Raw genomic sequence first — 13429 nt, forward strand, 5'->3', positions numbered from 1 at the left:
CTAGGGTCGGTGGCATGCAGCCACACCACGTGCAGCGCCTGGCCGGGGTCGGACAGAGCATCTTCACCGAGATGTCCGCCCTGGCCGTCCGCACCGGCTCGGTGAATCTCGGCCAGGGCTTCCCGGACGCCGACGGCCCCTCGTCGGTGATCGAGATGGCGGTCGAGGCCGCCCGCACCGGGCACAACCAGTACGCCCCCGGTATCGGGACGCCCGAGCTGCGCCAGGCCGTGGCCGCGCACCAGCGCGAGCAGTACGGCATGGAGCTGGACCCCGACACCGAGGTGATCGCCACGACCGGCTGCACGGAGGCGATCGCCGCCTCGATCCTCGGGCTGATCGAGCCCGGGGACGAGGTGGTGCTCCTGGAGCCGTACTACGACTCCTACGCCGCGATGCTGCAGGTCGCGGGCGCCGTACGCCGTCCCGTGACGCTGCACGCACCCGACTTCCGGCTGGACCTGGACGCGCTGCGGGCCGCGGTCACCGACCGCACCCGCTTCCTGCTGCTCAACACCCCGCACAACCCGACCGGGACGGTGCTGAGCCGAGAGGAGCTCTCGGCGATCGCCGAGCTGGCGATCGCACACGACGTCACGGTGATCACCGACGAGGTCTACGAGCACCTGACCTTCGACGACCGGGTGCACGTGCCGATCGCGAGCCTGCCGGGCATGTTTGAGCGCACGCTGACCCTCTCCAGCGTCGGCAAGTCGTGGTCGCTGACCGGGTGGAAGGTCGGCTGGACCAGCGGGCCGGCGCACCTGGTCGCCTCGGCGATGAACGCCAAGCAGTGGCTCTCCTTCACCTCCGGGGCGCCCCTGCAGCCGGCCGTGGCCTATGCCCTGGAGCACGAGGTCGACTTCACCCGGAAGCTCGCCGCGGACCTGCAGCGCGGGCGCGACCTGCTCTGCGAGGGGTTGCGGGCAGCGGGGCTCTCGCCGACCGTGCCTCAGGGGACGTACTTCACCTCCACCGACATCTCCCACCTCGGCTGGGAGGACGGTCTCGCCTTCTGCCGCGCCCTGCCCGAGCGGGCCGGCGTGGTGGCGGTGCCGATGCAGGGCTTCTACGACACCGACGCCGGGCGGCACCTGGTGCGCTGGGCGTTCTGCAAGGACCCCGCCGTGCTGGAGGAGGGCGTGGCCCGGCTGACCCGGGCCGATCTCGCCCGTTGAGCCCCGGCTGATGAGCAGCCGTTGTGGTGCCACCCGCACCACAACCCGGTGCACGGGCGTGGTGCGGGTGCTCGGAGAGTGGGAGCGTCAGCCCTGGTAGGGAGCGCCGTACTGCTGCTGTTGCGTGCGACCCTTGAACCAGTCACCGGCACCGCCGACGAAGAGCAGCACGATCACCGCGATGGCCGCGAGCGTCCACAGCGCGGGGACGAGCGCAGCGATCGAGATCAGCGTGAGAATCGCGCAGACGCCCGCGCTGATCACCAACAGGATCCTGGCGGCGTTGGAGCGCCGCAGCACCATGACGCCCAGGATCACCGCGATGATCGACCACACGGTCAACACGGCCAGAGTCGCAAGGATCACCCCGGAGATCTGGTCGTAGGTGACCTGGTCCTCCAGCGCGCTGTTCACGTTCGGGTCGTTGCGCATCGCGTCCAGCATCGGCTCGCGAGCCACCACGACGCCGATCATGCTCAGTCCCAGCATCAGTGCGGTCAGCCCGGACAGGACGATGGTGATCCAGCCGGCTGCGGTGACGGTGCCGGGACGCTGGTCGGGCGAGGCGTAGCCGTAGCCCGGCTGCTGACCATAGGGCTGCTGGCCGTAGGCCGGCTGCTGGCCCTGCCCGTAGGAGGGCTGGCCGTAGGAGGACTGGTCGCCGTAGGCCGGGGGACGACCCTCGGCAGGCTGGTCGGGGCCGGGCTGCTGGCCGTAGGGGTTCTCGGGCGGCGGCTGCTGGTTGCTCACGGCACCATTGGATCACGAGTACGGCGATCCGCGCGGCTTCTCCCCCGGGTCCACGCCGCGACCTCGGGACGGACCAGCAGCACCACGGTGATCACGCAGGCCAGAGCGACGACCAGCAGCATCGGGTTGACCACCCCCAACGCCACCGAGGCCACGCCGGTCACGACCGCGAGCACGATCAGCGTGATCCGGCCCCACTCGGCGCCGCGCAGCGTGGCATAGGCGGCGACGACCCCGGCGGCGCACCACAGCGCGACCACGCCCAGCATCACCGCCAGGGTGAGGACGAGCTGGTCCCCGGTGATCCCGGCCTCGCCCAGCGCCGGCTCCTGGCGCTGCATCGTCTCGACCATCCCGTCGGTGTCGCCGAGCAGCATCGTCAGGGCCGCGACCACCAGGCCGAAGGCGCCGGCGGAGAACACGCCGGCGAGCAGGCAGGCCCGCACCAGCGCCCCGGGACGGGTCCGCTGTGCGAGCGAAGGACGCTGCTCCCCGCGAGCGGCGGGGGCGTCGAGGGCCGGGGTGGTTCCCTCCGGTCGCCGCTGGCCCGGGTCGGGCGCCGCCCATCCCGCGTCGGGCGTGGTGGGCCGGTCCGGCCGGCTCCACGGATCCTGGGCGCTCGGCGCACTGGGCTCCTCGGGGGGCTCGGGCGGCACGTAGTCCTTGCCGTCGTACCAGTCCCGCGAGGGCTGCAGCCACAGCATCATCGCCGCCACGGCGAGCAGGGTCGGCGCCAGGCCGCCGAGGACGTAGCCGGTGAGCAGCACCGGGACGGCGAGCACCGAGAGGACCAGCCGCGCGGTGCGGTCGCGCCGCATCGCCCAGATCGCGAAGACCGCGGCGCCGCCGGCGGCGGCCGCTCCGACGATCGCCGCGACCCGGTGGGTCTCGCGCATCGCCTCCAGGCCCATGCCGGCGGAGCTGAACGGCGGCTCGCCCAGCCGGCGGCGCAGCTCCTCGGTCGTCTCCAGGCTGCCGATCGCCGCCACCGTCTCCCAGGAGTTGAGCACGGTCACGATCCCGGACAGGATCACCAGCCAACCGAACATGGTGACCTGCGGGGGACGGAGACCCGGGCTCTCGGGGGAGGTACTGCTCACGGCCTCATTGTCTCAGCCGGGACAACGCCGGAGCAGATAGGTGTCCATCACCCACCCGGCCTCGGCACCGGCCGCCGCGCGGGCGGCGAGGACCTCCTCGGCGACCTCCCGCAGCGCGCCCGCGACCAGCCGCTCGGACGCCGTCCCGAGGTTGGCGCCCCACCAGACCTGCCACTCCCCCGGCAGCTCGCGCGCGCGGAAGCCCCCGTCGAGGAAGACCACGAGCTCGTCGTGGGTCTGCGCGTCCGCGGCCAGCCGGCGCCCGGTGGTCACCAGGAACGGCCGGCCGACGCCGTGCAGCACCAGGCCGTGCCGGGCCGCGAGCAGCTGGATCGCGGAGATGCCGGGGAGCACGTCGACCGCGAGCGGCGTCCGCTCGGCGAGCTGCTCGGCGATCCGCAGCGTGGAGTCGTAGAACGCGGGGTCGCCCCAGACCAGGAACGCCGCGTCGCCCGGGCGCTCCTCGAGCACCTCGAGGTAGGCCGCCACCCGGGCGGCGTGCCAGTCGCGCACAGCCCGCGGATAGTCGGCCGGGTCGTCGCGGTCCCGCTCCGGGTCGGGTACGGCGACCAGCGGGACGCCGTACTCCTCGCACAGCGCGCGGCGCACCGCCAGCAGCGGGTCGTCGGGGCCCTTGTCGGCGGCGATGACGTAGTCCACCGACGCCAGGGCGGCGGCCGCCTCCCGGGTGAGGTGCTCGGGCGCGCAGCCGATCCCGACCACCCGGAGCCGGCGCATCAGGCCTCGGCCCCCCGGTCCTCCAGGTCCCCCTCGACCGAGAGGTAGACCTCGCGCATCCGGTCCATCACCTCGGGGTCGGGCTCGGCCCACAGGCCCCGCTGGGCGGCCTCGTCGAGCCGCTCGACCATCCCGCGCAGCGCCCACGGGTTGGCGTCGCGAAGGAACTCCTGGGTGGTCTCGTCCAGGACGTAGTCCCGGGCGAGCTGCTCGTACATCCAGTCGTGCACGACCCCGGCCGTGGCGTCGAACCCGTAGAGGTAGTCGACCGTCGCGGCCAGCTCGAACGCGCCCTTGTAGCCGTGCCGCCGCATCGCGGCAATCCACCGCGGGTTGACCACGCGGGCCCGGAAGACCCGGGCGGTCTCCTCCTCCAGCGAGCGCGTCCGCACCGCGTCGGGGGTGGTCGAGTCGCCGACGTAGGCGCGCGGCGCGGAGCCGGTGAGCGCGCGCACGGTGGCGACCATGCCGCCGTGGTACTGGAAGTAGTCGTCGGAGTCGGCGATGTCGTGCTCGCGGGTGTCGATGTTCTTCGCCGCGACGGCGATCCGGCGGTAGGAGGAGCGCATGTCGTCGTGCGCCTCGCGCCCGTCCAGCCCGCGGCCGTAGGCGTAGCCGCCCCACTGGGTGTAGACCTCGGCCAGGTCCCGGTCGTCGCGCCAGTTGCCGGCCTCCATCAGCGGGAGGATCCCCGCGCCGTAGGCGCCCGGCGCGGACCCGAAGATCCGGGTCGTCGCCCGCCGCTCGTCGCCGTGCTCGGCCAGGTCGGCCTGCGCGTGGGCGCGGACGAAGTTGGCCTCGGCGGGCTCGTCGAGCCCGGCGACCAGGCGTACGGCGTCGTCCAGCATCGCCACCACGTGCGGGAACGCGTCGCGGAAGAAGCCCGAGATGCGCACGGTGACGTCGATCCGCGGCCGGCCGAGCTCGTCGAGGTCGATCACCTCCAGATCGGTGACCCGCCGGCTCGCCTCGTCCCACACCGGGCGCACGCCCAGCAGTGCCAGCACCTCGGCGATGTCGTCGCCGGAGGTCCGCATCGCGCTGGTGCCCCACACGGACAGGCCGACGCTGCGCGGGTGCTCGCCGGTCTCGGCGACGTGCCGCTCCAGCAGCGAGTCGGCCATGTGCACGCCGGTCTCCCAGGCGAGCCGGCTCGGCACCGCGCGCGGGTCGACGGTGTAGAAGTTGCGCCCCGTCGGGAGCACGTTGACCAGGCCGCGGAGCGGGCTTCCGGACGGCCCTGCGGGCACGAACCCGCCCGCGAGCGCGTGCAGGGTGTGGTCGATCTCGTCGGTGGTCCGGGCCAGCCGCGGCACCACCTGCTCGGCGGCGAAGGTGAGCAGCCGGGCCACGTCGGGGTCGGCGTCCGGCTCGAGATCGCCGACCACCTCCTCCACCGCGGCCGGGTCCCAACCCCGCTCCTCCAGCGCCTCCACCAGCGCTCGCGCTCGCTGCTCGTGCGCGTCCACCTCCTCGCTGGTCGAGCCCCCCTCGCTGGTCGAGCCTGTCGAGACCAGCCCCAGCGCCGCCCGGAGGCCGGGCAGCGCCCCCGCCGTACCGGCCCAGACCTGCGCGGCGCGCAGGATCGCCAACACCAGGTCGACGCGTACCTGGCCGGTGGGCGCCTGGCCAAGCACGTGCAGCCCGTCGCGGATCTGCACGTCCTTGATCTCGCAGAGCCACCCGTCCACGTGCAGCAGGAAGTCGTCGAAGTCGTCGTCCTCCGGGCGGTCGTCCAGCCCGAGGTCGCGGTGCATCTGCGCGGCCTGCATGAGGGTCCAGATCTGCGCGCGGACCGCGGGCAGCTTGGCCGGGTCCATCGCGGCGATGTTGGCGTGCTCGTCGAGCAGCTGCTCCAGACGGGCGATGTCGCCGTAGGACTCCGCGCGCGCCATCGGCGGCACCAGGTGGTCCACGACGACCGCGTGCGCGCGACGCTTGGCCTGCGCGCCCTCACCCGGGTCGTTGACCAGGAACGGGTAGATCAGCGGCAGGTCGGCGACCGCGGCGTCGGTCGCGCACTCGGCCGACAGCGCCGCGTTCTTGCCCGGCAGCCACTCCATCGAGCCATGCTTGCCCAGGTGGACCACCGCGTCGGCGCCGAATCCGCCGGTCTCGGGCGTGGCCCGCAGCCAGCGGTAGGCCGCCAGGTAGTGGTGGCTCGGCGCGAGGTCGGGGTCGTGGTAGATCGCGACCGGGTTCTCCCCGAAGCCGCGCGGCGGCTGGATCAGCAGCACCACGTTGCCGGCGCGCAGGGTGGCGAGCACCAGCTCCCCGGCGTCGTTGACGAAGAGCTCGCCCGGCGCGTCCCCCCACGCCTCGGCGACCTGGTCGCGCAGCGTCTTGGGCAGGTCGGCGGTCCAAGCGGCGTACTGCTCGGTGGTGATCCGCACGTGCTGGTCGGTCAGCTGGGCGTTGGTCAGCCACTCCTCGTCCTGGCCGCCGGCATCGATCAGCGCGTGGATGAGCGCGTTCCCCGCCTCGGTGACCTCCGTCCCGTCGGCGTCCGAGCCCACCCCCTCGCTGGTCGAGTCCACCCCCTCGCCGGTCGAGCTTGTCGAGACCCGATCCAGGATCCGGGTGACGGTGTTGTCGCTGCCGAGGTCGTAGCCGTCGGCCCGCAGCCGCTGGAGCAGGCGTACGGCGGAGACGGGGGTGTCCAGCCCGACCGCGTTGCCGACCCGCGAGTGCTTGGTCGGGTAGGCGCTGAGCATCAGCGCGACCCGCTTCTCCGCGTTCGGCACGTGCCGCAGCCGCGCGTGGTGTACGGCGATGCCGGCGACCCGGGCGCACCGCTCGGGGTCGGCGACGTAGCGGGGCAGCCCCTCCTCATCGAGCTCCTTGAAGGAGAACGGCACCGTGATGATCCGCCCGTCGAACTCCGGGATCGCGATCTGGGTGGCCGAGTCCAGCGGCGTGACGCCGTCGTCATTGGCCTCCCACTCCTCCCGCGAGGAGGTGAGCGAGAGCGCCTGCAGCACCGGGACGTCGAGCTCGCGGATCCGGGCGACGTCCCACGACTCATCGTCACCGCCGGCGCTCACGGCCGCCGGCGTCTGCCCGCCGGCGGCGAGCACGGTGACGACCAGCGCGTCCAGGGTGCCCAGCGCCTCGATCAGGTCGTCGGGGGCGGCGCGCAGCGAGCCGGCGAAGACCGGCAGGCCGACCGCCTCGCCGGTCGCGTCCACGGCGTCGGCGAGCGCGTGCACGAAGTCGGTGTTCCCGCTCGCCTCGTGGGCGCGGTAGTAGAGGATCCCGACCCGGGCCCTCCCCTCGGTGGTCGAGCCGCCCTTCGGTGGTCGAGCCCGTCGAGACCACCCCCACGCGGGCAGCGCCTCGGGCGGCTCGAAGCCCTCACCGGTGAGCAGCACGGTGTCGGAGAGGAAGGCGTGCAGCTGGGCGAGGTTCCGCGGGCCGCCCTCGGCGAGGTAGCGGTGCGCCTCGGCGGCCACCCCGATCGGGACGGTGGAGACCTCCATCAGCTCGGCGTTGGGCTGCTGCTCCCCGCCGAGCACCACCATCGGCTTGCCGGTCGCCCGGATCCGGGCGAAGCCCTCGCACAGGTCGTGCGGGCTGCCGAGCAGCCGGGCGACCACCAGGTCGGCGGCCTCGATCGCCTCGGCCATCTCCTCGTGCGCGGGCCGGGCCGGGTTGGCCCACAGGTAGTCGGCGCCGGACGCCCGGGCGCTGAGCAGGTCGGTGTCGGACGTCGACAGCAGTGCGATCCGCACGGTCTCCTCCTCGGGGTTCTCGCCCCTCGTGGTCGGATCCGTGCGGGCCAGTGTCTGGCTTCGCCCACGCGCCGGTTGCGCACGGGCTCACAGTGGCGGAACCGCCCCGGACCTGCACCGGGTTCCTGGGACCGCACGGAGTGGTGCCGCGAGCCTAGCGGTCCTCGCCCTGGGCCGGCTCCTCCGCCTCCAGCCGCGCGAGCAGCAGCGGCAGCACCCGGTGCTCGAGGAGGGGCGCGAGGTCGTCGTACTCCCCCGCGGCGGCCGCGGCGAGCGGAACCCAGCGCACCTCGGCGATCTCGCCGGCCGCGACGGGCTCGGCGCCCTCGGGGAGGTCGGCGAGGAAGGTCGAGGAGCGGACCAGGTGGCCCGGCTCGTTGGCGGCCTCGGCCAGCAGGTCGCCGAGCAGCTCGGGCTCGGCGATCTCCACCCCGACCTCCTCGCGGGTCTCACGGACGGCGGCGTCGGCCGGCGACTCCCCCGGCTCGAGCTTCCCGCCGACCAGCATGAACCGGGAGGTCCCCTCCTTGCGCACGGTGAGCACGGCACCGTCGCGGACGAACGCGACCGCGGAGACCACGAACGGCTCGGGCGCGCCCGCGAGGCGGGCGGCCACGACCTGCGCCGGCTCGTCGGTGGCGAGGCGGTAGCCCGCGCCCGCCCACAGGTTGACCGCCTCCGGGTCGCCGGCCTCGGCCGACGCCCGGCGCAGCGGCGCGGTGAGGTGGTGGATCGCGGGGTAGCCCGACGGCGCCACCGACGTGAAGCGGCGGGTGAAGGCGTTGGCCAGCGCGCGGGCGGGCCGTCCGGAGAACGCCCGGGTCAGCAGCGTGTCCTCACGGTCGGGGTCGGCCAGCGCCTCGCGGTAGGGCGCGGAGGTCCCGGCCTCCGGCGTACGCAACAGCACCGTCCCCACCGACACCGCCTCGGCGCCGGCCGCCAGCAGCCGCCGCACCTGCGCGTGCGTGGCGACCCCGCCGGCCGCCCACACCGGCAGGTCGACCGCCTCGCGCACCTGCGCGACCAGCAGAGCGAGGGGTACGTCGACCAGCGGCACCTCCGGCGTCGTCGTCGCCGAGTGACCCCCGGCGAGGACGCCCTGCACCACCAGACCGTCCACCCCGGCCTGCTCGGCCTGCCGGGCCTCCTCGACCGAGGTGACCGACTGGACGACGACTGTGCCCGCCCCGCGGAGACGGGCGACCGTCTCGGCCGCCGGGATCCCGAAGGTGAAGCTGACGACCGGGACGGGCGAGGCGAGCAGGAGCTCGAGCTTCTCTCCCCAGGCGTCGTCATCCTCCCGCGGCTCCCCGGCGACCTGGCCCAGCTCGGCGGCATAGGCGCGGTAGGACTCCGGGTCGATCGGCACCGGGTTCGGCACGAACAGGTTGACGCCGAACGGCACCCCCTCGGCCCGCGTCTCCTCGATCCGCTCGGCGAGCGCCTCGGGCGTGAGGTAGCCCCCGGCGAGGAAGCCGAGGCCGCCCGCGCGCCCGACCGCGGCCACCAGCGCGGGGGTGGACGGGCCGCCGGCCATCGGGGCGGCGACCACCGGGATGGTGGCGCCGAGGCGGGCGAGCAGACCGGTGGCAGGCAGCGTCTCCATGGGGCGAACGCTACGCAACCCGATGCAACCCTCCCCAGCGGCGTCGTCGCTCCCTAGCGTCGCGGCCAACCACGGCAGCGAAGGAGCCCCCGATGAGCACCACCGCAGCACCCGCGACGATGCGCGCCGCCCGCTACTACGGCAACCGCGACCTGCGGATCGAGGACGTGCCCGTCCCCGACGTGCAGCCGGGCACGGTCAAGGTCCGGGTCGAGTGGTGCGGCATCTGCGGCACCGACCTGCACGAGTTCGAGGACGGGCCCATCTTCGCGCCCACCTCCGACGCGCCGCACCCGATCTCCGGGGAGTCGGTGCCGCTCACCCTGGGCCACGAGTTCGCCGGCGTCGTCGACGAGGTCGGTGAGGGCGTCGAGGGCTTCAGCCCGGGCGACCGGGTCGTGGTCGAGCCCTACATCGTGTGCGGGGAGTGCGAGTTCTGCACGGCCGGCGACTACAACCTGTGCGTGAAGGGCGGCTTCATCGGCCTCTCCGGCGGGGGCGGCGGCTTCAGCGAGTACGTCGTCGCGCCGGCCGAGCGGGTCTACGCGCTCGGCGACCTCTCGACCGAGGTGGGCGCGCTGATCGAGCCGATCGCGGTCGGCTACCACGCCGTACGCCGCTCCGGGATCCAGCCAGGCCAGACCGCCGTCGTATTCGGCGCCGGACCGATCGGCCTGGTGACGATGGCCTGCCTGCGCGCCATCGGGGTCGAGCAGGTGATCTCGGTGGAGATGTCGGCGATCCGCAAGGAGAAGGCCCCCGCAGCGGGCGCGACCCTGGTGCTCGACCCCAGCACGGACGACGTACCGGCGCGGATCAAGGAGGAGACGGGCGGCCTCGGCACCGACGTCGCCTTCGAGTGCGTCGGCCTCTCCCCGGCCCTGCAGGCGGCGCTGGACTCCACCCGCAACGGCGGCACGGTCGTCAACGTGTCGATCTGGGGGCACAAGGCGGAGATCGACATGTTCGGGCTGGTGATGCGCGAGCTGAACCTGATCGGCACCAGCGCCTACTGCGGCGACCACGAGGCGGTGATCGAGCTGCTGCAGCAGGGGCGGATCGACGCCGAGCAGTTCATCACCGGCCGGATCGGCGTCGAGGACATCGTCGACGGCGGCTTCCGCCAGCTGATCGAGAACAAGGACGAGAACGTCAAGATCCTCGTCCATCCCTGAGCAGGCCCCACACGTCACCCATCGCAACGCCCATCGAGAGGACCCCAGCATGAGCAACGTGCACGTCACCGGAGCCGCCCGCGGCATCGGCAGGTCGATCGCCACCCGCCTGGCCCAGGACGGCCACCGCCTCGCGATCTCCGACCTGCCGTCGATGGGCGAGGAGCTGGAGGCCACCCGGGCGTCGCTGCCGGCCGTCGAGGGCGGTGAGCACGTCGCTCTCACCGGCGACGTCTCCGACCCCGACTCGGTGCAGGCGCTGGTGCGGGACACCGCGAAGTCGCTGGGCTCCCTGGACGTGATGGTCGCCAACGCGGGCATCGCCCAGACCAAGGCGCTGCTGGAGGTGTCGCCGAAGGAGTACGACCAGGTGCACGCGGTCAACGGGCGCGGCGTGTTCCTCTGCTACACCGAGGCTGCCCGCCAGATGATCGAGCAGGGCTCGGGCGGCAAGATCATCGGCGCCGCCTCGATCGCCGCGCACAAGGGCTTCCCGCTGCTGGGCGTCTACTGCTCCAGCAAGTTCGCCGTCCGGGCGCTGACCCAGGCCGCCGCGCAGGAGTGGGCCGAGCACGGGATCACCGTCAACGCCTACTGCCCCGGCATCGTGGACACCGCCATGTGGGAGCAGATCGACTCCGACCTCGGCGAGATCAACCACGTCGGCAAGGGCGAGTCGATGGCGGCGATGGCCGCCGGGATCACCCTGGGTCGCGTGTCCACGGGCGAGGACGTCGCGGGCCTGGTCTCCTACCTCGCCGGCCCGGACTCCGACTACGTCACCGGCCAGGCGATCCTCGTGGACGGCGGGATGCTGTTCATCTGAGCGACCGCGCCGACCGGGGGGTCAGGCGCGGGCCAGGATCTCCCCGTTCGGCACCATGAACCAGCCGTCCGGGTCCTCCACCCAGCGGCGCCAGGCGGCGGAGATCGCCTCGAGCTCGGCGCGGTCGGCGAGGCCGGCGTCGAGGATCCGGTCGGTGATCGCCGACTCGAGGATCCGCCGCTCCCACATCCCGCCCCAGTAGTCGCGCTCCGCCGGCGTCCCGAAGCACCAGGCCGTCACCGTGGGCGTCACGTCGGTGAAGCCGGCCTCGTGCGCCCAGGCGAGCAGCCGACGGCCCGCGTCGGGGTCGCCGGTGGTCCGCTGGTGCACCACCCGGATCAGCTCCAGCCACCGGTCCAGCACCGGGTCGGCGGGCCACCAGGCGAAGGTCGCGTGGTCGGCGTCGCGGGCCGCGACCAGGCCGCCGGGCCGGCACACCCGCCGCATCTCCCGCAGCGCCGCCACCGGGTCCGCCACGTGCTGCAGCACCTGGTGGGCGTGCACCACGTCGAAGGTGTCGTCGGCGAACGGCAGCCCGTGGATGTCGCCCACCACGCCCTCGACGCCCTTCAGCCCCTGCCGCTCGATCTCGGCGGTGGTGAGCGCCAGCGCGTCGGGGGTCTGCTCCACCGCGGTCACGTGCGCCACCCGGCGCGCGAGGTCGGCGGTGATGGTCCCGGGTCCGCTGCCGATGTCGAGCAGCCGGGTCTGCGGCGTGAGATGCGGCAGCAGGTAGGCCGCGCTGTTCTCCGCCGTACGCCACCGGTGCGAGGCCAGCACCGCGTCGGCGTGGCCGTGGGTGTAGTCGCTCACGCGGGCACCGTACGGCGCCTCCGGCGGCGGTGTCGCTAGCCTGCTCGTCCCGTGGACCTCTACGACGCGATCAACGCCCGCCGCGACACCCGCGCCGAGTTCACCGGCGAGCCGGTGCCCGAGGACGTGCTGACCCGCGTCCTGTCCGCCGCGCACGCGGCCCCGAGCGTCGGCCTGAGCCAGCCGTGGGACTTCGTGCTGGTGCGCTCCCCAGAGACCCGCCGGGCCTTCCGCGAGCACGTGCTCGCCGAGCGGCAGGTCTTCGCCGACTCCCTGCCACCGGACCGGGCGGCGACCTTCGCCCGGATCAAGGTGGAGGGCATCTGCGAGTCCTCGCTCGGGGTGGTGGTCGGCTACGACCCGACCCGTGGGGGCTCGCACGTCCTCGGGCGGCACGCGATCGCCGACGCCGGGCTCTACTCCGTCGTCTGCGCGATCCAGAACCTGTGGCTCGCCGCGACCAACGAGGGCCTGGGCGTGGGCTGGGTGAGCCTCTACCGCGAGGAGTTCCTCCGCGAGCTGGTCGGGATGCCCGAGCACGTCCGCCCGGTCGCCTGGCTCTGCGTCGGCACGGTCTCCGAGCGGCCGACCGTGCCGGACCTGGAACGCCACGGGTGGCGGCACCGCGCCCCGCTCGCCACTGCCGTCCACGCCGAGCGCTGGCGCGCCTGACACCATTCCGGCATGGATCGCACCCGCGCCGACCGCTGCCCCGGCGTGTTCCGCCCGTGGCCGGCCGACGACGGCGCGCTGGTGCGGCTGCGGACCCCGGGCGGCCGGCTCACGCGCGACCGGCTGGGCGGGCTGCTCGCCGCGGCAAGGGAGTACGGCGACGGCCGGGTCCACCTGACCCGTCGCGCGAACCTGCAGCTGCGCGGCCTCCCCGGCGGCGAGGAGCTCCCCGACGAGGTGGTCGCCGCGATCCGGGCCACGGGCCTGCTCCCCCACCCCGGGCACGAGCTGGTCCGCAACATCCTCGCCTCCCCGCTGACCGGGCTGTCCGGTGGCCGGGTCGACCTGGGGCCGGTGGTCGCGGCCCTGGACGACGGGCTCTGCGCCGACCCCGCGCTCGCCCACCTGCCCGGCCGGTTCCTCTTCGTGCTCGACGACGGACGCGGCGACCTGGTCGACCGGCCGCTGGACCTCGGCCTGGTCGCGGTCTCGGACGTCGAGGTCCAGCTGCGCCTGGGCACCGCGACCTGGGGCCCGGTGGTGCCACTGGCCGAGGCGGTCGACGAGCTCCTGACAGCGGCACGCGACTTCCTCGCCGCACGGGGCACCGGCCCGGACGCGCCGTGGCACGTCGACGAGCTCACCGACCCGCCGGTGGGGCAGGCCCGCGACGAGCGGACCCGGGTATCGGCCGGCCCGCCGCCGTTCGGCCGGGTCGCCGACGGGGTCCGCCATCTCGCCGTACCCGACGGCGTCCTCGAGACCGCCGACGGGCTGCCCGAGCGGCTGGTCGTGACCCCGTGGAAGTCGCTGATCGCGGTCGACCGCTAGCCTGCGCGC

11 protein-coding genes and 1 riboswitch are annotated in these 13429 nt (G+C 73.9%); of the genes, 5 read left to right on the forward strand and 6 right to left on the reverse strand.

The features are described from left to right. Positions 1 to 14: 14 nt before the first annotated feature. On the forward strand, positions 15 to 1178 hold the full coding sequence (locus tag K8W59_RS15935; protein WP_223395847.1) for a pyridoxal phosphate-dependent aminotransferase: 1164 nt from the start codon (positions 15 to 17) through the stop codon (positions 1176 to 1178). 87 nt (positions 1179 to 1265) lie between these two features. Here K8W59_RS15935 and K8W59_RS15940 read toward each other — a convergent pair whose 3' ends face one another. The 5 genes from K8W59_RS15940 to K8W59_RS15960 all read right to left on the reverse strand — a co-directional run bounded on the left by K8W59_RS15940 (position 1266) and on the right by K8W59_RS15960 (position 9103). Then, positions 1266 to 1928 (reverse strand): DUF4064 domain-containing protein, encoded by a 663-nt coding sequence (locus tag K8W59_RS15940; RefSeq protein ID WP_223395849.1) that lies wholly within the window; start codon positions 1926 to 1928, stop codon positions 1266 to 1268. Continuing rightward, positions 1925 to 3028: a hypothetical protein gene (locus tag K8W59_RS15945; protein ID WP_223395851.1), complete on the reverse strand. Its 1104-nt coding sequence runs from the start codon at positions 3026 to 3028 to the stop codon at positions 1925 to 1927. The genes K8W59_RS15940 and K8W59_RS15945 overlap by 4 nt, the downstream gene beginning before the upstream one ends. A gap of 12 nt (positions 3029 to 3040) precedes the next feature. Further along, a complete protein-coding gene (cobF, locus tag K8W59_RS15950) occupies positions 3041 to 3766 on the reverse strand; it encodes a precorrin-6A synthase (deacetylating) (RefSeq protein ID WP_223395853.1) in 726 nt (241 codons plus the stop codon). Then, positions 3766 to 7497, reverse strand: coding sequence for a cobaltochelatase subunit CobN (cobN, locus tag K8W59_RS15955; protein WP_223395854.1), 3732 nt, complete (start codon positions 7495 to 7497; stop codon positions 3766 to 3768). The genes cobF and cobN overlap by 1 nt, the downstream gene beginning before the upstream one ends. A gap of 48 nt (positions 7498 to 7545) precedes the next feature. Next, positions 7546 to 7625, reverse strand: a riboswitch (cobalamin riboswitch). 26 nt (positions 7626 to 7651) lie between these two features. Next, a complete protein-coding gene (locus tag K8W59_RS15960; RefSeq protein ID WP_223395863.1) occupies positions 7652 to 9103 on the reverse strand; it encodes a nitronate monooxygenase in 1452 nt (483 codons plus the stop codon). 92 nt (positions 9104 to 9195) lie between these two features. Between K8W59_RS15960 and K8W59_RS15965 the strand changes: the two genes are divergently transcribed. Together K8W59_RS15965 and K8W59_RS15970 are read left to right on the forward strand one after the other, a co-directional pair. Beyond that, on the forward strand, positions 9196 to 10278 hold the full coding sequence (locus K8W59_RS15965; protein ID WP_223395865.1) for a 2,3-butanediol dehydrogenase: 1083 nt from the start codon (positions 9196 to 9198) through the stop codon (positions 10276 to 10278). Between the two features lie 49 nt (positions 10279 to 10327). After that, positions 10328 to 11104: an SDR family oxidoreductase gene (locus tag K8W59_RS15970; protein WP_223395867.1), complete on the forward strand. Its 777-nt coding sequence runs from the start codon at positions 10328 to 10330 to the stop codon at positions 11102 to 11104. A gap of 21 nt (positions 11105 to 11125) precedes the next feature. On the opposite strand, the gene K8W59_RS15975 is transcribed toward K8W59_RS15970, so the two are convergent. Further along, positions 11126 to 11917 carry a methyltransferase domain-containing protein gene (locus tag K8W59_RS15975; RefSeq protein WP_223395869.1) on the reverse strand — a complete coding sequence of 264 codons (792 nt, stop codon included), beginning with the start codon at positions 11915 to 11917 and terminating at the stop codon, positions 11126 to 11128. Positions 11918 to 11968: 51 nt separating this feature from the next. On the opposite strand from K8W59_RS15975, the gene bluB reads away from it, so the two are divergent. After that, complete coding sequence (gene bluB, locus K8W59_RS15980) at positions 11969 to 12589, forward strand: 5,6-dimethylbenzimidazole synthase (protein ID WP_223395880.1); 621 nt, start codon at positions 11969 to 11971, stop codon at positions 12587 to 12589. 12 nt (positions 12590 to 12601) lie between these two features. After that, positions 12602 to 13420 (forward strand): nitrite reductase, encoded by an 819-nt coding sequence (locus K8W59_RS15985; protein ID WP_223395882.1) that lies wholly within the window; start codon positions 12602 to 12604, stop codon positions 13418 to 13420. Positions 13421 to 13429: the final 9 nt, after the last annotated feature.

Origin of the sequence: Nocardioides rotundus (assembly GCF_019931675.1) — a bacterium.
GTDB classification, from domain to species: Bacteria; Actinomycetota; Actinomycetes; order Propionibacteriales; family Nocardioidaceae; genus Nocardioides; species Nocardioides rotundus.